General features: G+C 64.7%; 15 protein-coding genes. 6 read left to right on the top strand and 9 right to left on the bottom strand.

Annotated elements, in window-relative coordinates; all coding sequences use genetic code 11:
- Positions 1-170: 170 nt before the first annotated feature.
- From BCEP18194_RS03015 to BCEP18194_RS03025, 3 genes are all read right to left on the bottom strand, one after another.
- The gene (locus tag BCEP18194_RS03015; RefSeq protein ID WP_011349819.1) at positions 171-944 is read right to left on the bottom strand and encodes an SDR family NAD(P)-dependent oxidoreductase; all 774 of its coding nucleotides are present in this window, start codon (positions 942-944) and stop codon (positions 171-173) included.
- A gap of 51 nt (positions 945-995) precedes the next feature.
- Positions 996-2,048, bottom strand: a complete 1,053-nt coding sequence (locus BCEP18194_RS03020) for an FAD-dependent monooxygenase (protein WP_167316003.1) — start codon at positions 2,046-2,048, stop codon at positions 996-998.
- Between the two features lie 481 nt (positions 2,049-2,529).
- Positions 2,530-3,483, bottom strand: coding sequence for an aldo/keto reductase (locus BCEP18194_RS03025; protein ID WP_011349821.1), 954 nt, complete (start codon positions 3,481-3,483; stop codon positions 2,530-2,532).
- Positions 3,484-3,655: 172 nt separating this feature from the next.
- Between BCEP18194_RS03025 and BCEP18194_RS03030 the strand changes: the two genes are divergently transcribed.
- Entirely contained in the window at positions 3,656-4,552 is an 897-nt protein-coding gene (locus BCEP18194_RS03030) for an AraC family transcriptional regulator (protein ID WP_041492463.1), read from the top strand.
- A gap of 409 nt (positions 4,553-4,961) precedes the next feature.
- On the opposite strand, the gene BCEP18194_RS03035 is transcribed toward BCEP18194_RS03030, so the two are convergent.
- Together BCEP18194_RS03035 and BCEP18194_RS03040 are read right to left on the bottom strand one after the other, a co-directional pair.
- Positions 4,962-6,926: an FAD-dependent oxidoreductase gene (locus BCEP18194_RS03035; RefSeq protein ID WP_011349824.1), complete on the bottom strand. Its 1,965-nt coding sequence runs from the start codon at positions 6,924-6,926 to the stop codon at positions 4,962-4,964.
- Between the two features lie 2 nt (positions 6,927-6,928).
- Positions 6,929-7,711: an SDR family oxidoreductase gene (locus tag BCEP18194_RS03040; RefSeq protein ID WP_011349825.1), complete on the bottom strand. Its 783-nt coding sequence runs from the start codon at positions 7,709-7,711 to the stop codon at positions 6,929-6,931.
- Positions 7,712-8,465: 754 nt separating this feature from the next.
- On the opposite strand from BCEP18194_RS03040, the gene BCEP18194_RS03050 reads away from it, so the two are divergent.
- Positions 8,466-9,206, top strand: a complete 741-nt coding sequence (locus BCEP18194_RS03050; RefSeq protein ID WP_011349827.1) for a carboxymuconolactone decarboxylase family protein — start codon at positions 8,466-8,468, stop codon at positions 9,204-9,206.
- A 10-nt stretch (positions 9,207-9,216) separates the two neighbouring features.
- On the opposite strand, the gene BCEP18194_RS03055 is transcribed toward BCEP18194_RS03050, so the two are convergent.
- Together BCEP18194_RS03055 and BCEP18194_RS03060 are read right to left on the bottom strand one after the other, a co-directional pair.
- Positions 9,217-10,170: an NAD(P)-dependent oxidoreductase gene (locus BCEP18194_RS03055; RefSeq protein WP_244272783.1), complete on the bottom strand. Its 954-nt coding sequence runs from the start codon at positions 10,168-10,170 to the stop codon at positions 9,217-9,219.
- A 110-nt stretch (positions 10,171-10,280) separates the two neighbouring features.
- Positions 10,281-11,948, bottom strand: a complete 1,668-nt coding sequence (locus BCEP18194_RS03060) for a flavin-containing monooxygenase (RefSeq protein WP_011349829.1) — start codon at positions 11,946-11,948, stop codon at positions 10,281-10,283.
- 177 nt (positions 11,949-12,125) lie between these two features.
- Between BCEP18194_RS03060 and BCEP18194_RS03065 the strand changes: the two genes are divergently transcribed.
- Together BCEP18194_RS03065 and BCEP18194_RS03070 are read left to right on the top strand one after the other, a co-directional pair.
- On the top strand, positions 12,126-13,085 hold the full coding sequence (locus tag BCEP18194_RS03065) for an IclR family transcriptional regulator (RefSeq protein ID WP_244272784.1): 960 nt from the start codon (positions 12,126-12,128) through the stop codon (positions 13,083-13,085).
- Positions 13,086-13,120: 35 nt separating this feature from the next.
- Positions 13,121-13,903 carry an IclR family transcriptional regulator gene (locus BCEP18194_RS03070; RefSeq protein ID WP_011349831.1) on the top strand — a complete coding sequence of 261 codons (783 nt, stop codon included), beginning with the start codon at positions 13,121-13,123 and terminating at the stop codon, positions 13,901-13,903.
- Between the two features lie 55 nt (positions 13,904-13,958).
- On the opposite strand, the gene BCEP18194_RS03075 is transcribed toward BCEP18194_RS03070, so the two are convergent.
- Complete coding sequence (locus BCEP18194_RS03075) at positions 13,959-15,074, bottom strand: acyl-CoA dehydrogenase family protein (RefSeq protein ID WP_011349832.1); 1,116 nt, start codon at positions 15,072-15,074, stop codon at positions 13,959-13,961.
- A 9-nt stretch (positions 15,075-15,083) separates the two neighbouring features.
- On the bottom strand, positions 15,084-16,280 hold the full coding sequence (locus BCEP18194_RS03080) for an acyl-CoA dehydrogenase family protein (RefSeq protein ID WP_011349833.1): 1,197 nt from the start codon (positions 16,278-16,280) through the stop codon (positions 15,084-15,086).
- A gap of 192 nt (positions 16,281-16,472) precedes the next feature.
- On the opposite strand from BCEP18194_RS03080, the gene BCEP18194_RS03085 reads away from it, so the two are divergent.
- Both BCEP18194_RS03085 and BCEP18194_RS03090 read left to right on the top strand, forming a co-directional pair.
- Positions 16,473-17,768 (top strand): NAD(P)H-dependent flavin oxidoreductase, encoded by a 1,296-nt coding sequence (locus BCEP18194_RS03085; protein WP_081436531.1) that lies wholly within the window; start codon positions 16,473-16,475, stop codon positions 17,766-17,768.
- A 493-nt stretch (positions 17,769-18,261) separates the two neighbouring features.
- Positions 18,262-19,176 (top strand): SphA family protein, encoded by a 915-nt coding sequence (locus BCEP18194_RS03090; protein ID WP_011349835.1) that lies wholly within the window; start codon positions 18,262-18,264, stop codon positions 19,174-19,176.
- Positions 19,177-19,181: the final 5 nt, after the last annotated feature.

Here is a 19,181-nt window from a genome sequence, read left to right on the forward strand (position 1 = left end):
CGAGCAAGTCACGCCGCCCTGCCACTCGTGAGCTGCGTCGGCTGGCCAAGTGCTTTGCAGGACGTTCACGGGCGATCCGTGCCGGTATGGCGAACCTGCGTCCTGTTCATACCGGGGTCCTTTTCAATCCTGCATGGTGAGGCCCGACGGCCGCCACGATGCTGGCTTGATCAAATGCTCGTCAAGCCGCCATCGACCACCAGCTCGGCACCGATGACGTAGGACGCATCGTCGCTGGCCAGGAACAGCGCGGCCTTGGCGATTTCCTCGGACGTCCCGACCCGGCCGATCGGAATGCCCTTGAGCAGGCCCGCCAGCATCTCCGGATTCTCGGTGAAATGAGCGGCCATCGGCGTTTCGATCAGCCCGGGATAGATTCCGTTGACGCGGATGCCTCGGCGGGCGAAATCCACGGCGGCCGCCTTGGTCAGATGACGGCTGGCGCCCTTGGAGGCGCTGTAACCCGGGGGCACGTCGGGGAACACGATGATGCCCGCCGCCGACGAGATATTGACGATCGCGCCGTTGCCCTGGCGCTCCATATGCGGCGTGACGGCCTTGATTCCGTAGAACTGGCTGTTCAGGTTCACGTCGATCACATGATGGAAATCTTCGGCCGTCGCCTTGTCCCAGCTGCCGTCGCGCGGGCCCGGCGTGCCTGCGTTGTTGATCAGGATGTCGATGCGGCCATGGCGCTGCACCGTATCCGCCACGACCGACGCCCACTGGTCCTGACGGGTCACGTCGAGCACCGCCGACGACGCGCTCTGGCCGAGGTCGGTGATCTCCCGAACCAGCGTGTCCATGTTGTCCTGGCGATTGGCGTTGGCCGTCACGACCACCGTGGCGCCTTCCGCGGCGAACACGCGCGCGATGACGGCGCCCATGCCGGTACCGCTACCGGCGCCGGTGACGATGGCAACTTTGCCTGCGAGACGATTCATGATGAGTATCCTGTTGGGTGAAGTGAATGTGCGAAGGCGTGACGGACGCCTTCACGCGATCAGCGAGCGGCTGAACGCTTGCCCGTCTTCGACGCGTTGTCGCATCGCGTCCAGACGCAGCGATTCGTAACGCTGCAATCCCTGCAACACATCGGGTTGCGCGTTCAAAACATCGGCCAGTGCGGCGGCATCCAGTACGGCCTCTTCGAAGCCTGCTCCTGTCATCGGTGTCTGTGCGTGGGCGGCATCGCCTACCAGCACGACCCGGCCGCGCGTTACGCGTGACGGGACGTATTCGGAGATGGGGGTTGCGATCACTTCACGTCGGCGGATGGCGTTCACGATGCCCGAGCGCCACGGCTCCTTCCAGCGTCGCCCGGCCCGCTCGATCAGCGAGTCGTAGATCGCATCGGGGATGACGTCGGCACGCGGCGTATACATCACGTGGCCGCCTTCGACCGCCCCCGTCTCGCGCATCAGCGCGTTGTGCCCGGCGTCGAACCAGGCCCAGCCGACGCGTGTGAGCGTCATGCTGCTGTCGATCAGCGGATAGACCGCAAGCAGTTCGTTGTCCTGCGGGAAAAAATCGACGCCGCGAATATGCCGTCGATCGGCTTCGGGAATTTCGGACTGTCCCAGCCATGCGACATAGCCCGCGTAACGCGCGTGGCATTGGTCGGCGGCCACATGACGGCGCACCACGCTGCGGTATCCATCCGCGCCGATCAGCAGATCGCCGTGCCAGATCTCCCCGCCTTCGCTTCGCGCCGACACCGTCTCGCCATCCTGCCCGATCCCGACCACCTTGACGCCTTCGACGATGTGGATCGCCGGTTCTGCATCGGTGGCGGTACGAAGCGCGGTGTACACGTCCCACCACGCGTGCGGCAAGGTGCCCTGACGGATCGCGGCATCGCCCAGCACGTCGGCCACGCGGCGATAGGCGGCACGACCGATGGTGCGTTCCAGCGGCGGGCCGGCGGCACGAATGGCCACGCCGCGCTGCGTGCGGCCGGCGGTGCGTTCCAGTACGATGGACGAGATTCCGACGCGTGCCAGCGCGAGCGCGGTGGACAAACCGCCAAGCGACCCGCCGACGATCAATGCTTCACGACGACTCATGATGCGGTGTTGCCTGTCGTCATGCGTGCTGCCGGCGCGGGTTGTCTCACGGTATGTCGAGTCATCGGGGTCTTCCAGGGAATGTCGAATCGGAACCGGAACACATCGGGATCAAATGGCCGTGTAACCACCATCCTCTTGGCGATCCTTCCAGACACAACGAACGGACGGAGATCCGTGCGGCATCTGCCGTTTCCGTTGATGTCACCCAGATTAGCCGTTGAACCCTGGACAATCCATGCGATGACGTCTGCCATTCTTTGTAGATCGTCCAGGAGGGGCCGGCCGGCAGATCGATGCGGCCATTCGCGCAGTCCATGCCGATCCGCCCCATCCGTCGACGCTCGCGGAACGGGAAACGATCGCCGGGAAGTCACTATGGTTCAGGGATTTCATCGCGGAACAAGCCGCATCGCTGTAGATGTCTTCGATCAGACGGACGCAGTACACCGAAGCGACCGCGTTACATCGCTTGTTCCCACCAGCCGCGCGTGTTCACGTCAGCGGCGTCGGCGAGCGCTTCCAGCTCGGCGATTTCGTCTGTCGTGAGCGTGATCCTGCCGGCCCGCACCAGTCCGTCGACATGACGGGGCTTCGTCACGCCGATGATCGGCGTCGCCCCCTTGGCGATGGCCCATGCCGTCGCGACTTCGGGCGCTGCAGCACCCCGCTTGCGACCGATCGATGCGAGCGTGTCCGTCAGCACCTTCAAGCGAGGCAGCATGCCGTTGTAAGTTTCCGCCCGGTTGCTGCCTTCCGGCAGCGGGTGCTCCGGACCGTACTTGCCGCTCAGGGCACCCTGTTCAAGCACCATATATGCGAAGAACGGGATGCCCTGGTTGCGGCAGTAGTCCAGGATGCCGGCGTGTTCGGCGCCGCGGTAGAGGAGGCTATAGTGGTTCTGGATGGCCTCGACCCGAAACCCGGCTTCCCCGAGAATGTGGTTGGCGCGTTCGATCTCGCTCAGGTTGTGATTCGAGACGCCGACGTGTTTGACCTTCCCGCTCTCCAGCAACGGGATGAGGTGCGGCGTCCACCGCGCCACATCCGCTGGATTGTGAATCCAGTACAGGTCGATGTAGTCGGTGCCGAGGCGGGCCAGGCTTTGCTCCAGCATGTCCGCCACCGGATCGGCGCCGGCTCCCGCGGCCTGCGGGGTAAACTTCGTCGAGAGCTGATAGTCGCTACGCGCGAAGCGCTTCAGCACCTCGCCGAGTACGGTCTCCGAACGGCCCATGCCGTACACGATGGCGGTGTCCCAGAGGCTGAACCCGGCCGCATGCGCGTTGTCGGCAACCTCCTCCAGGCCAGCCCGCGTGTGGCTGCTGCCAAAGTAGCCATTGCCGGTCTCGCCGCTGTCGCCCCAGGCCCACGTGCCCATTGCAATGATGGGCGGCGTCAGATTGTCAGGTGTCATGTTTGCTCCATATCGGTGACGCGGCCGGGGTTCGCGTAACCCTGGCGCGGCTGACACTGTGATGTGCCGCACCGCCGTCCCGTTAGCCTGATGCCCCAGGATTGCTGCTCGATCGTCCAGAAGCCGCGGTGCGCATTGCGTGCGCTTTGACGCTCGTGCGATAGTCCGTCTCATGGAAACACTGGCGGAAATTGCAGCGATCATTGGCCGAAACGTCTCGAAGGATGGTTTCCACGCGACGCCCATCGAACGCATGACGCTGGTTCGGTCGTCCACGGTGACGATGCCCATGCCGAGTGTTTGCCGGCCGCAACTGTGCCTCGTCGCGCAAGGGCACAAAGAGGTCACGCTGGACGACCGCGTCTTCAGATACGCGCCGGGTCGCTACGGGATCGTCACGTACGACCTGCCGGTGACAGGCAAGGTGGTCGAGGCAACGCCTGACAAGCCCTACCTCTGCCTGTACCTCGATTTCGATCCGGTCATGCTGGGACACATGGCGTTGCGCGTGCCGCCGCCGGAAGCGCCATCCCCGCCCATCGGCAAGACCGTGTCCGGCGCCAGCGCTGGTCTGCTCGACGCCGCGCTACGCCTGCTGCGCCTGCTCGACGATCCGGCGGCGCTGCCCGTGCTCGGGCCGCTTGCGGAGCAGGAAGTTCTGTACCGCCTGCTCGCCGGCCCCGATGGCGCCAGAATGCGCCACATCACCTCCAGCCAAGGGCCGGTCGCCCAGGTCGGCCGTGCCATCGCCTGGATCACGCAAAATTTCCGGGAGCGCTTCAGCATCGAGCAGCTTGCTGCTGAAGCGGGAATGAGTCCATCGAGCCTGCACGACCATTTTCGCCGCGTCACGGCAATGACACCGCTGCAATTCCAGAAGCAACTCAGGCTCCAGGACGCCCGCAGCCTGATGCTGGTGCAAGGCATCGACGCTACGACTGCCGCTTTCTGCGTGGGTTACGAAAGCGCGTCGCAATTCACGCGCGAATATCGACGTCACTTTGGAGAACCGCCGGCGCGTGACATCGCCCGTCTGCGCGCTTCGCCGCGTTGGGTCGGGGTCACTTGAGTCGTGATCGCCAGGACTCGATCTGGCGGGTAGTCGGGCCTGCAAGGAATCAGCCATCGATGGGGAATGCGCTTCTCCCTGGCGAGTTCGAGCGAATCGAGGAAAGTGCGGATCGGGGTCTTGCGATGACACCAACGCGCCTGATGCGCTCGTTCAGCGTTGTACTGGTCGAGCCACGGATCAGGATCCATCCGCAATGTTCAGGCTGACGACGCACGTCGCCAAACATGTTCCCGGCAATCGGAAAACCGGCCGACCGCCACCCTCGACGCAAGTCATGTGGCGAGGCGTGCCTGCCGCTTTCGCCGGCACGCCAAATAAAACGGGCGAGAGGATGGCCACTCAGACCTTCCTCTCGCCCGATCCCCTGCAGCACGACTGCCCTTTCAACAATCGATATTTCGCCTTCTTACTTGATCGATCGTCCGGCAATGTGACCTTCACGAATCGACGGCTGGATATCACGCGCCGACCGCGCATCGCCAACCAGATGCAGTTGATCCACGCGCCCCCGCAGCGCCGCCCAGATTTCGTTCTGCGACTCCCGGTAGCCCACCAGCACCACCGTGTCGGCCGCGATGCGCTCCGTCTCGGTCCCGAAGAGCGGCCGGATCTCGGCACTGCTGCTGTCGATCGACACCAGCGCCGACTGCGTGACGATGCGCAGCCGGCCCGCATTGTGCAGCCGGCGCAACGCGGCCTGCGTGCGCCCGGTGGTCTCGACGGCCGGGGCGAACATCAGGTGGCGCGTCACATAGGTCACCTCGACGCCGCGATTGATCAGCGCTTCGCAGCAGCCGATGGCTTCGTAGTGCCCGACATCGTCGAAGACCAGCGCCGTGCGACCCAGGTCCTGCGGCGGTGCCATCGCCAGATCCAGCGACGTCAGCACCGTCGCTTCGCGCGCAATCGGCACCTGCGCGGCCGGGTCGGCGGTCTGCCGGAACTCGCGCACGTCTGCAGGCTGCGAGCCCGTTGCCACGATGACCGCGTCCGGTTCCTCGGCCAGCACGTCGTCCGCATCCACGTACGTCGACAGCCGCACGTCCGCACCGAGGCGATAGATCTCGTTCTCCAGCCAGATCGCGATGTCCCCGATCGGATGAAGTTTCGGCAGGTGTTTCGCGCAGTTCAGCAGGCCGCCGAGGTCGGACATCGCCTCGACCAGCGTCACACGGTGCCCGGCGAGCAGCGCCGTGCGCGCGGCTTCCATGCCCGCCACGCCGCCCCCCACCACTACCACCTTGCGCGGCGTCCCGGCTTTCACGATGGTCTCGTCCGACAGCGTTTGCTCGTAGCCCACCGCCGGATTTACCGCGCAGCCCATCCGGCCGGCGAACGCGCCGCCCAGGCACCCCTGGTTGCAGCCGATGCACGGCCGCACCTCGGTGCCGCGCCCCTCGCGGCTCTTCACGACCAGCAACGGATCGGCGATCATCCCGCGCACGATGTTGATCATGTCGGCCTGCCCGGTCTTCAACGCCTGCTCGGCATCGTCCAGCGTCGCGTAGCGGCCCACGATGATGCGCGGTACCGTCACGCCTTCCGAAATGCGCTCGACGTGCGGCAACTGGTAGCCGACCGGCGCGTCCATTCCCGCATAGCGGTCGACGTGAAAGTAGTAGTCGCCGTGCGTGATGTTGACGAAGTCGATCAGTCCCTCGGCCTGCGCCCGCAATGCGATTGCATTGACGTCCTCGTCGGTGAGAATGCGCGGGTCCGAGCTGCCGCCGATGCGCACGCCGAGCGCGAATTCCGGCGACGTCGCCGCGCGAATCGCGCGCAATGTCTCCATGAACGCGCGGATACGGTTGTCGAAGCTGCCGCCGTACGCATCGGTACGCTGGTTCAGCACCGGCGAGAAGAATTGCGAGAACAGGTAGCCGGCGCCGGCCAGCACCTCTACGCCGTCCAGTCCCGCGGCCTGCATGCGGACGGCCGCCTTGGCGTACGCATCGATCACCTCTTCGATCTGGTCGGTGGTCATCGGAATCGGCGGCGCGATCGAGTAGCGCCCCGCCAGTGCCGAGACCGCCCACGGCAGGCCGCCGTCCGCCGCCGGATCGGTGTAGCCGCCGTGCCAGAGCTGCGTAAACAGCTTCATGCCGGTTGGGGCAATGGCATCGACCAGCTTGCGCATCGGTGCGATCGATCCATCGTCGCTCGCCGTGAGCGAAAAAGTCGATGACGGGTGAACCGACGTGCTTTCGATGATCGACAACCCCGCGCCGCCTTTCGCGCGCGCCAGGTGATAGGCGATCAGGTCGTCGTTGACGTATCGGTCGGCCAGGCGCGTCGCATGCGCGGTGCGCACGATCCGGTTCGGAATCTCGACGGCACCGATCCGAAGCGGTGAGAAAACATGCTTGTACATGGTCAGGCCACCGAACGCTTGGACGTGATGCCACCGTCGACCGTGACGATGGTGCCGCTGGTGTAACCCGAACGGGGCGACGCCAGATAGACGAACAGGTCGGCAACTTCGTCGACCGTCGCCGCACGCCCCAGCGGATAGCCCGCCATCAGCTCGTCGGAACGCGCTTCGTCACCGAGCAGGCGCGCCGCGTGGTTGCGCAGCACCTTGGCGATGCGCTCGGTGCCGACCGGCCCCGGATTGACGCCCACCACACGGATGCCATCCTCCAGGCTGCGGCCGCCCAGCGCACACGTGAACGCCATCAACGCGGCATTGCCGGTCGAGCCCGCAATGTAGTTGAAGTCGAAGTTCTGGCCGCCATTGCCGATGTTGTTGAGAATCACGCCGCCGCCGCGCGCCTTCATCCCGGTGTAGATCGCGCGCGTCAGGTTGATGTAGCCGAACACCTTCAGCTCCCAGCCCTTGCGCCATGCTTCTTCATCGACGTCCCACAGCGTGCCGCCCGGAATCGCACCGGCGTTGTTCACCAGGACATCGACGTCGCCGGCGAACGCGACGACCTCGTCGATCGCGCCGGGCGCCGTCATGTCCAGTGCCAGCACGTCCACGCGCACGTCATGCGCGGCGCGCAGGTCGGCCGCCAACTGTTCCAGTTTGTCTGCCGAGCGTGCGGTCAAGACGACGTGGCATCCCTCGGCGGCAAACGCCCTCGCGAGACCTTCGCCGATGCCCTGTGATGCGCCGGTGATCAGGACTCGCCGGCGTGCAAGTTTCATGTCCATTTTGGGTTTCCGTACTTTCACTACACGAAATGCGTCATTCCAGTTTCGACCCGGGGCGTGTGAGCGATGCAGCGACGTCCCTGCAGCCTTCTTCGAATATTGAACGCGGAACCGGGGTCCGGAGCCCCAGGCCGGTGCCACTATTCCGTACTTTGATCAACCGGCAGGAACCGCTCCGTACGCGTCAGCGGATGCACCGTCAGGCTTTCCCGATTGACGTTTCACCCGCACCACCCGGATACGTTCACGACGGCGATCTGCCGCTTCGTTACGCCGAATCAATGGCACGCGCTCACGCGGACATCGACGCGAACGACGGCTTCGATCGAGAAACGGACGTGCCGGGAATCGAGTGACTCGAATGCCGTTAGCCGCGTGCGCACGCGCGGCAGCAGCACGATTTAGCCAATCGCCAGAACGACCGACATTAGCTGGTGGGGATTCATGAAATGCGTCTCCGGAATTCTTGTGCTCGTTCATTCATGGTCGAGCGTCGGGATAGCGTCGTCAATTGAGCGATGCGCTCTGTCCCGTGCTTTGGAAGCCCTCGCTCTGCAGACGCGTACGCGGTCATCCCGCGTTGCGGATGCTTTCAAAGTACGGAAACTTGAGCGCGTTTCAATTGCGGCACCTTCCTCTCGTACTTTTCAATCAGGACTGACGTGATGCAAAGCAGGCGCGGCTGCGGAAACGCTTCGACTTCCCGGGCACACGTCGATACGCGCTACCTGACACGCTTCCAGAGGAGACACTCATGACAGACAAATCAGCGCTCAAGGCCGAGTTCGAACGACTACACGGCTACTGGAGCGACGTGCACGACCAGGCGCTCGCAGAGGATCCCGTCTTCTTCAACGATTACCTCGTGATGGCCCGCGCCGCACTGGATGCCGGCCATCTCGAGCCCAAACTTTGCGATCTCGTCATGATCGCGGCGAGCGCGAGCGTCACGCACCTGAACGGCGACGCGGTTGCGCTGCACATCCAGGGCGCGCTGCGTCACGGCGCGACGCGCCGGGAAATCGCGGAGGCCTTGCAGATCTCGTCGGTGCTCGGCATTCACTCGTACATGGTCGGCGTACCCGTGCTGTTCGAAGAAATCGAGGCAAACGGGCAGTCGGTCGATACGGCATTTCCGCTCGACGAGAAATTCGAGCAGGTCAAATCGGCGTTCACTGCCAGCCGGGGCTACTGGAGCGATCAACTGACGTCGATGGTCCGCAGCTCGCCGGCGTTTTTCGACGGCTATACCGCGTTCTCGTCCACGCCCTGGCGCGAGGGCACGCTGGCGCCCGTCGTCAAGGAACTGCTGTATGTGGCGATCGACGTATCGACCACCCACATGTTCGAGCCGGGCGTGCGCATTCATACGCGCAATGCGCTGCGTTACGGCGCGACACCGGCGCAGGTGCTCCAGGTCATGCAGATCGTCAGTTGCCTCGGCATGCAGAGTTTCCTGCTCGGCGTTCCGCCGCTGCGGCGCGCTGCGGCGTAACCCGCGAGCATCACGCTGGAACGGCACGCCCCCGAACGCGCGTGCCGTTCCGCTCCTCGACGTACCGGAGGATCGATGTAAAGTCCTCGCCGCCCCGGCCGGCTTCATACGCCGCGTGCCAGACGTCCCGCGCGCGTTCGATGGCCGGCATCGCCACGTCCATCAGGCGTGCCTCGGCCAGGCCGAGCGCCATGTCTTTCTCGATCACGGCGAGCGCGGCACCGAAGTCGAATGCCCCCGACACGGCCCGGCTCATGATCTTCGAACACGCGAAGCTCTGGCCGGAACCGGAATCGATCAACCGCATCATCCTGTCCGCGTCGAGGCCGGCTTTCGCGCCCATCGCGAGCCCCTCGGCACAGACCACCAGGTTGGCCGCCATCACGACGTTGTTCACGATCTTCATGATCTGCGCCATGCCGGGGCGGTCCCCCATCGGAAACACTTCCTTGCCGATGCGCTCCAGCAGCGGCGACACCTGCTCGACCGCGGACGGCATGCCCGACACCAGCATCGCGAGCGTGCCGGCCCGCGCGGCGGACGGCCCACCGGAGACTGGCGCGTCGACGATATCGATCCCGCGTTGCGCGAGACCCTCGCCGATTCGCTCGATCATGTCCTGGCCGATCGTCGACATCTCCACGTAAAGACGAACCGCCGAACCGTGCACGACGCCGTCCGGCCCGAGGCCGACCGCCAGCGACACGTCCCGGTTCGGCAAACAGGCGAAGACGATGCTCGCCGCATCGGCGACCGCACGCGGCGACGCGTGCGCGACGGCGCCGCCGTCGACGAACGGCGCCACCGCCTGCGCAGACGGATCGTACACATGCAACCGGCAGGCCTGCCCCAGCAGGCGTTCCGCCATCGGCGCGCCCATCTTTCCCAGCCCCAGAAAGCCGATGTCCATTACTGATGTCATGACACCCTCGAACAAGCTTGTGAATGGTCGATACAACCGCACGCGCTGCCGCGGCGGTTCATCTCGTCGTCGTGGTCGCGTCAGCGCAGCGGCGGCGCAGCTTCAAGGCCCTTCAGGCCCGCAGCACCTTCACGCGTGATGGGCATCGCGCGTCACGCCTCGGCTGCCTGAACATCGGCGATCACGAAGCCACGATAGTCGTCGCGGACGACGTCGTCGCAAATCGCGCGGTACCGGTGAAACCCGCCCACATACGGCATGAACACGCGTGGCTTGCCCGGCACGTTCGCGCCCGTGTACCACGACTCGGCCAGCGGATACAGCGTCGCGTCCGCCACCTCGTTGACATGCTCGACCCAGCGCGTCTCCGCGTCCGAGTCCGCCTCGATCGTCGCGGTGCCCTGCGCGGCGAGCTTGCCGATGCAATCGGTGATCCAGTTCAGGTGCTGTTCGATCGCGCACACCATGTTCGACTTCACCGACGGGCTGCCCGGACCGGTCACGATGAACAGGTTGGGGAACCCCGCCGTCATCAGCCCGAGATAGGTGCGCGGCCCGTGCACCCACTTCTGCTTCAGCGGCAGGCCGTCGCGTCCACGGATATCGATGTCGGCCAGTGCGCCGGTGATCGCATCGAAGCCGGTCGCGAACACGATCGTGTCGAGCGCGTAGTCGCCCGTGGCGGTCTTCACGCCCGTTTCCGTGATTTCGATGATCGGTGCCGACTTCGTGTCGACCAGCGTCACGTTCGGCAGGTTGAAGGTCTCGTAATAGCCGGTGTCGAGACACAGGCGCCGCGCGCCGATCGGGTAGTCCTTCGGCACGAGCAGCTCGGCGGTCGCCGGGTCCTTCACCGTACTGCGGATCTTGTTGCGGACGAACTCCGCGGCCGTGTCGTTCGCGGCCTTGTTGGTCAGCAGGTCCTTGTACGCATACAGGAAGCTGATACTGCCGCCGGCCTTCCACTTTTCCTCGAACGTGGCGAGACGATCCTCGGGGGTATCGTCCAGGGCGTTCTTCGTCGGCGCGGCGTGCCCGGCGATACCGAAGGGCGTGTTTTGCGCCTCGGCCCGCCAGAATTCGTAACGTGCCTTGTGTCGGCCCAGTTCGTCGCCGGACAATGCGCGGTTGCGCGCCGGCAGCGTGAAGTTCGCGGTGCGCTGAAACACGAACAGCTGGCTCGCCTGCTTCGCGACGATGGGAATGACCTGGATGCCGGACGAACCCGTCCCGATCACGCCCACCCGTCGCCCGGTGAAGTCGACCGGCTCGTCGGGCCAGAGGCCGGTGTGATACCACTCGCCCTTGAAGGTATCGAGCCCCTTGAATTCCGGCACCCGCGGCAACGACAGATTGCCGGTCGCCATCACGCAGAAACGTGCGGTGACCACCTGCCCGTCGACGGTCTCGACACGCCAGACGCCGTTCGACTCGTCGAAGCTCGCCGACTGCACGCGCGTGTTCAGCCGGATGTCGCGACGAAGATCGAAGCGATCGGCGACGTGATTGATGTATCGGAGAATATCGCCCTGTGCGGAGAAGCGCTCGGGCCAGTTCCATTCCTGCTGGAGGTCGTCGGAAAACGAATACGAGTACTCGACGCTGTCCACATCGCATCGGGCCCCGGGATATCGGTTCCAGAACCACGTGCCGCCGATGCCGCTGCCGGCTTCGAGCGCTTGCGCACTCAGGCCCAGCTTGCGGAACTTGTACAGTGCGTAAAGGCCGGCGAATCCGGCGCCGACGACGATCACGTCGAGATCCGGTGCGGCAGGTGCGCCGTCGCGACGCATCGATACGGTTTCGTCAGGGTATTGCATGGCGTGTCTCCAATGTTGTCATCCCGTGCGGACTCCATTGGAGACCTGCCTACCCTGCCCGACAATCGCGAGCGCCACGCTTTCCCGTGCTTTGAAAGTTCGCGCGGCAGACAGCACAAATCCGGTGCAGTAGAATTTCAAAGCACGGGAGCCCCCATTCTTGTCGACCGGATCGGCATGACCGATGCGCGCGGTTTGCCTCGGCAATCTCGCGCCTGCGACGCACGATCCGACGCGCCACTCAACCATCGACTCGACACCACGATGCAACCCGAAAGATCGCTGCCCCGGCACGCGGGCAAGAAGTCCCTCAGCGGACCCTATGGAATTGATCTGGCGTGGCCCCGCACATCGGGCAGCAATCAGGCCGATGGCACCGTCGTCGTGGCGCCGGTCGCGCGCGGCTTGTCGATTCTTTCCGCGTTTACGCCGGACAAGCCGTCGCTCGGCAACCAGGAAATCGCGGACGCGACCGGCATTCCCGCACCGACCGTGCTGCGTCTGCTGCGCTCGCTGGTGACGCTCGGCTACCTGCATCGCGACGACAGGAGCAAACGGTATTCGCTGGCATCGGCTTCGCTGGCCTTGGGCTATGCCGCGATCGCCGACCCCGAGATGCTGCGGCTCGCCAGCATCGAAATGCGGGCATTCGCCGAGGCGACGGATACGTACGTCCTGCTCGGCACACGTGATCGACTCGATGTGATCCTGCTGGAAACGCACGTCAACCGCCGCTCGCTGCTGGAATTGCAGCTGTCGCCCGGCATGCACGTGCCGATCGCGTATTCGATGATGGGCTGGGCGTTGCTGGCGGCGCTCCCGGAAGACGAGCGGGAGTATCTGCGGGCCCAGGTGGAGCGCCATGCCGGCGCCACGTGGCCGCCGGCCATTCGTCACCGGATGAACGACAAGATCGCGCAAGTGCATGAACTCGGCTTCTGCATGCTGCATGGCGAATGGGAGCCCGAGCTGACCTGCGTGGCCGCGCCGCTGACACTGCCCGGTCGCCCGCCCCTCGTGCTGTGCTGCGTCGGCCGCACCGCGCGGGTTGCGCAGGCGGCCGTCGAGCGGGAACTCGGATCGCGGCTCGTCGCATGTGCCCGCGTATTGCAGGAACGCCTGCCCGCGCGCCGCTGACCTTCTCGCCGCCCGATACGACTGCAGGTGCCGCCATGCCTCACGAAGCCGAAAAAACGACGATGACGCTCGAACGCGGGATGCAGGTGCTCAATGCATTTCATGCGGAGCGCATCGCGCTGACGAACGGTGACCTGGTACAGCGAACCGGCCTGTCGCGCTCGGTCGTGTCCCGTCTGACCTCCACGCTGATTCAACTGGGATTCATCCGCCGTGTGGCGGGCGGCCCCCGCTTCGAGCTGGCGGCCGGCATCTTCGGCATCGGCCACACCTACCTGGAAACCAATCCCGTCACGCGGCTGGCGCAGCCGCTCATGCAACGGCTGGCCGACACGCTCGGCGCGGCGGTCGCGCTCGCCGTGCCGCACCGGCTCGACATGCTGTACGTCGCCCATTGCTACAGCGTGCGGAATTCGACGCTGCAGCTCGGCGTCGGGTCGCTGCTGCCGATGAGCACGACGTCGATCGGCAAGGCCTGGCTGTGGGGGCTGCAGGAAGACGCGCGCAACGACTATGTCGCGCGCTTGCTGAACGCGGCGGACGCTCGTGCGTCCGCGTTGAAGGCCAGCTTCGACGCCGCGTTCGACGAACTCGATTCGACCGGCGTCTGCACGTCGATCGGCGAGTTTCAACATGACGTGTACGGCATCGCGTTGCCGATCAGCGTCGGATGCTACGCGACGCCGATGGCCCTGAGCTGCGGCGCGGTGGACCTGCATCCCGACATCGACGCGATCAGGAACCGGATCGCGCCGCCGATCAAGCTGACCGCGGCCGAGCTCGCCGCCGCGCTTCGCGACGTCCCGTTCATGCCTTGAGGCCGGGCGCTGGCGAGCAAGCCTGTGCATCGCATGCGTGCCGGCGCGTGTGTCGCTACGCCATCGCCGCCGTGTAGCGGGCCATCTGGTAGTCGCTGTCGCCGAACAACGGATCGAACATCGCCAGCCGCTTGAGGTAGTCACCAACCTCGAGTTCGTCGGTCATCCCCATCCCGCCGTGAAGCTGCACGGCCTGCTGGCCGACATAACGTCCGGCTTTCGCCACCATCACCTTCGCGGCTGCAATCTTGCGCGTCCGTTCGTCCGCCCCGGTTTCGTCGAGCGCCTGGGCCGCGACGTAGGCCATCGACAGCGCGATCTCCTTCTGGATCAGCATGTCGGCCATCCGGTGCTGCAACGCCTGGAACGCGCCGAGCGGCTTGCCGAACTGCTGGCGCGTGCGCAGATACTCGGCGGTGATCTCGATCAGCCGCTCCATCGCACCCGCTGCCTCGGCACACAGCGCCGCGATGCCGTGGTCGATGCCGTGCTGCAGCGCATCGAGGCCACCTTCGATCATCGCGTCGCCCGCCACGGTCACACCGTCGAGCGTGATATCCGCGGCACGCAAGCCGTCCATCGTCGGATAGCCCGTCACCGTCACGCCACGGGCGTCGCGCGGCACGACGAACAAGCCGATGTCACCCGAGCCCGCGAGGCGCGCGGTCACGAGCAGCGCGTCGGCCACCTCGCCATGCCACGCGAGCGCTTTCCGGCCGGTGATCACGTAGCCGGCGCCGCTGCGTTCCGCTGACGTCTGCACGTTTTCCGGCTGATAGCGCGAGTCGCGCTCCAGATACGCCACCGACACGATCTTCTCGCCGCTCGCGATGGCCGGCAGCCATGCCTGCTTCTGCGCGTCGTTGCCGTACCGGCCGAACACGGCACCCGCCACCACCGCCGACGGCACCACCGGCTCGAGCGCGAGCCCGCGGCCGAGTTCGCGCTGCACCACGAGACGGCTCGCCGGCCCTTCGCCGAAGCCGCCGTGGTCGGCATCGATCGTGAGCCCCAGCACGCCCAGCTCGCCGAGCGATGACCATACCGCGCGATCGAACGCGCCGGCGTTGCGCGAGCGCTTGCGGCGCCGCTCGAACGCATATTCGGTCTCCACGAACCGGCGCAGGCTGTCGGCCATCATCTGCTGCTCTTCGCTGTAGGTAAAGTCCATGCCTGCTCCTTAGAAACCGAGAATCATCTTCGAGATGATGTTCTTCTGAACCTCCGTCGCGCCGCCGAAGATCGAGATCTTGCGCATGTCGAAGTACGTCGATGCCGCGGGCGCTGCCCAGTCCGGCCCGCTCACCGGCTGAATGGCGCCGTCGAGCAGCCAGTCCGGCGAATACGGCCAGCCGTGCGGCCCGGCCACTTCCTGCTGCAGCATTGCGATGTCCTGCTGGATTTCGGAGCCGCGAATCTTCAGGATCGACGCTTCCGGCCCCGGCGCCTTGCCGGCGCCCTGCGTGGCGACGCGCAGCAGCAGCATCTCGAGCGCCATCACGTCCATCTCGATCCGCGCGATCTTGTCGCGCATCCGGGCGTCGTCGATCATCACGCCGCCGGTGCCGTTTGGCGTGACCTGCGCGTAGTGCTTGAGCTGGCGCAGCTCGCGGTAGCAGTGGCCGATGCCCGCGATGCCGGTGCGCTCGTGCCCGAGCAGATACTTCGCGTAAGTCCAGCCCTTGTTCTCCTCGCCGACCAGGTTCTCGACCGGCACCTCGACCTCCTCGAGCCAGGTCTCGTTGACGTCGTGGCCGCCGTCGAGCGTCACGATCGGGCGGACGGTCACGCCGGGCGACTTCATGTCGATCAGCAGCAGCGAGATGCCTTCCTGCGGTTTCGCGTCCGGGTTGGTGCGAACCAGGCAAAAGAGCCAGTCGGCGAAATGCGCCATCGTCGTCCAGGTCTTCTGCCCGGTGACGACATACTTGTCGCCCTTGCGCACCGCGCGCGTCTTCAGCGATGCGAGATCGCTGCCCGCGCCCGGCTCGGAATAGCCCTGGCACCAGAAGTCGTCCATGTCCGGAATGCGCGGCAGAAACCGTGCCTGCATCTGCGGCGACGCGTATTTCATCAGCACCGGCCCGATCATCAGCAGACCGAACGGTAGCAGGCGCGGTGCGCCGAGCTTGAACGACTCGATCTCGAAGATGAGGCGCTGCAGCGGGCTCCAGCCGGTACCGCCGTGCTCCTTCGGCCATGCCGGCGCCCCCCAGCCGTGGGCGTTCAGGATCCGGTGCCATCGCACGTAATCGTCCTTCTCGACGCGGCGGTGCCCCAGGACCTTGTCCCGGATATCGTTCGGCAAGTTCGCGTCGACGAACGCGCGCACTTCTTCGCGGAATGCGTGTTCCGCCGCGGTGTAACGCAGGTCCATCCTGATGTCCTCCTCGATGCTCGACGGGCGCGCGACGACAGCACGCGCAATCGGTTTGTTTCTGTCGCTATCGAGTGTGTTGGACCGCGATACGCGGTGCAACTGGTATTCGGCGAACGCGGCATTCGGCATCCGCGAACCGGCCGGGTGCGTTGGTTGGCTGCGTTTGCCGGCCGTGACAGGGCGTGGCCGATGCGTTCGGAAAGCGCGAACACTGCCGTCGCGACTTGCGATTTGAACCTGCCCGGAGCCCTTGTTACATTGAATTCACCGAAACCCGCACGCCTGCACGCATCGCGCAACCGGGCTTCTCCGCGACGACGACGCCACCCCGTCACACGGGCGGCAACCGTCGCGCGGCGCGATCGAACGGTCGTCGAACATCCATCAAAACAGGAGGCAGACTTGTCCAGACTGAAAACCCCGTTGTGCGAACTGCTCAACATCGAATACCCGATTCTCCAGGCCGGCATGGGCGGCGTGGCGTTCGGCCCGCTGGCCGCCGCCGTGTCGAAGGCCGGCGGCCTCGGCACGATCGCCGCGATCTCGCCGACGCCCGAGCGCGTCGAACAGGAAATCAAGCTCGTGCGCAGCCTGACCGACAAGCCGCTGTGCGTCGATATCGGCTTTCCGCTGCGCGCGCCCAAGAACCTCGCGTCGATCAAGATCGAGAACCTGCCGTCGCCGATCGTTCAACTGCAAAAGGAAATCGAGGCGCTCGGCATCGAGGTCAAGCCCGTCGACGACCAGGCGATGGGCATCGAGGATGCGAAAACCAAGCTGGAGATCTGTTTCAAGCACAAGGTCGAAGTCATCGCCTGCGCGCTGGGCACGCCGGCGTGGGTGGTCGACGAATGCCACGCGCGCGGCGTCAAGGTCGTCAGCATGGTCGGCTCGGCGCGGCATGCGAAGGCCGCGATCAAGGCCGGCACCGACGTCGTCGTCGTGCAAGGCACCGAAGGGGGCGGCCATACCGGCGACGTCGGCCTGATCACCCTGCTCGCGGAAGTGCTCGAGTTTTCGCCGGTGCCGGTGGTTGCGGCCGGCGGCATCGTGACGGGCTCGCAGATCGCCGCCGTGCTGACCCAGGGCGCGCAGGGCGTGTGGGTCGGGACGCGCTTTATCGGCAGCCAGGAGGCGACGGTCGGCCCGAACTACAAGCAGTCGATCGTCGACGCCGGCTACGACCAGACCATTCGTTCGCTGCTGTTCGACGGCCTGTACGTGCGCCAGCTCAAGAACCGCTACACCGAGGTGTGGGAAGGCCACGAGGACGAAATGCTGCCGTATCCCGAGCAGCGCGTCGCGATCGGGCCGGTTCGCTTCGCGTCGGTTGAAGCGGATTTGAAGGATCATCAGCCGCTGCCGGCAGGCCAGGGTTCCAGCCTGATCCGCGACGTGCCGCCGGCCGGCGACGTGCTGCGTCGCCTGGTCGATGAAACGGTGGCGACGCTCAAGGACTCACGCGGCCGCGTCGAATTCGCCTGATCGGCAGCACTGAAAATGCCGGACCGGCGGCAACGCGGTCCGGCACTTCACTATCGGCCGCACGCCGAAATACCTCGTGCGAGCCCGGTCTGGACTGGCCCGACACGACGAGACTCAAGCGGCACATTCAGACTGGCGATTACCTGGATCGAGCAACGTCAATGTTGTGCCGGGCAATCAATCGCGCCCTCACGCTCGTCGATATTTCACAAGCCGTCACTCAGACCGACTCGCTGACCATGCGAACCCCGGATCGACGACCATCCGGACGAAAAATGAAAACGACAGAAGTCCACCTCGAAGGAGGAAGTCCGCCTCCTCCGACTTGATCACGAAAATCTAACACCCATATCCGTGATCAAAATATCCAAAAAATCAAAACAATCCGGAGACCAACACAATAAATAGACAATCACCAATCCGCACTTCACCGCCGAAAGCATATCAAACCGACCTAAACAAGAAGTCGAGAAGAATCAAACGGAGACAAGTGATGTGGAAGCTATTTTCAGCCAGCCTGCTGGCGTGCCTGATTTCGTCCGAAGCTTTTTCAGCGCAAGGTGTTGCGTACGGAGGGCCGGTCGGAGGAACCGACATACAGAATGCAGTCTTGCCGGACAAAGCCGGATTTTACGGGGGGCTGGTTGTCGGTTATGTGAAATCCTATTCGCTCATGGGGAATGGCGGCCAGAATTCCATTGCCGATTTCTCGACGTCGAGCGGCCTGAGCGAATTCGCGCTTCTTTACATCTATCCGTTCAAGTTGTTTGGGGGAACGCTGGGCACGATGGTCGCGGACGGCGGCGGCATCGGGCGGGTCAAACTCAACGACAGATACGAGTCATGGCGGGGATTCAATGACGTCTACTCCGACATCCTGATGTGGAGCACCCATGTCGGAGACAATCCGGTGAGAGGGCTGACGGTCAAACTGGCGTACTCGATGATGCTCGCGGCAGGTACCTACGATTCCAGGCGGATTGTCTCGACGGGTCAGAACACGTTCTACTACATCCCGAATTTCGCGCTAACCTACCTGACCGGCCCCAACCGCCTGGGTGATGGCCTGGAACTCGACGGGCATGTCTTCTTTGATATTGCGGGCAGAAACCCGACGACGAATTACAACAACGGGCTGGTCATCGATATCGACGCCGCGATCAGTGAAATAATCGGGCGCTGGCAGATTGGCGTCGCCGGCTATTATGCTCGCCAGGTCACCGAGGATCGACAAAACGGCCAGATCGTACCCGGAGACCGCTTTGGCATTGCGGTGGCCGGCCCGGTAATCGCGTACAGCATCCCGGAATGGGGCGCGAGCGTCAAACTCAAGGCTCAATTTGGAATTTGGGCGAGAAACACGGCCAAGGCAAATGGCTTGCTGCTATTTTTCAGCAAAGCGTTCTGATCGAA

This window comes from Burkholderia lata, assembly GCF_000012945.1.
In the GTDB taxonomy this organism is placed as follows: domain Bacteria; phylum Pseudomonadota; class Gammaproteobacteria; order Burkholderiales; family Burkholderiaceae; genus Burkholderia; species Burkholderia lata.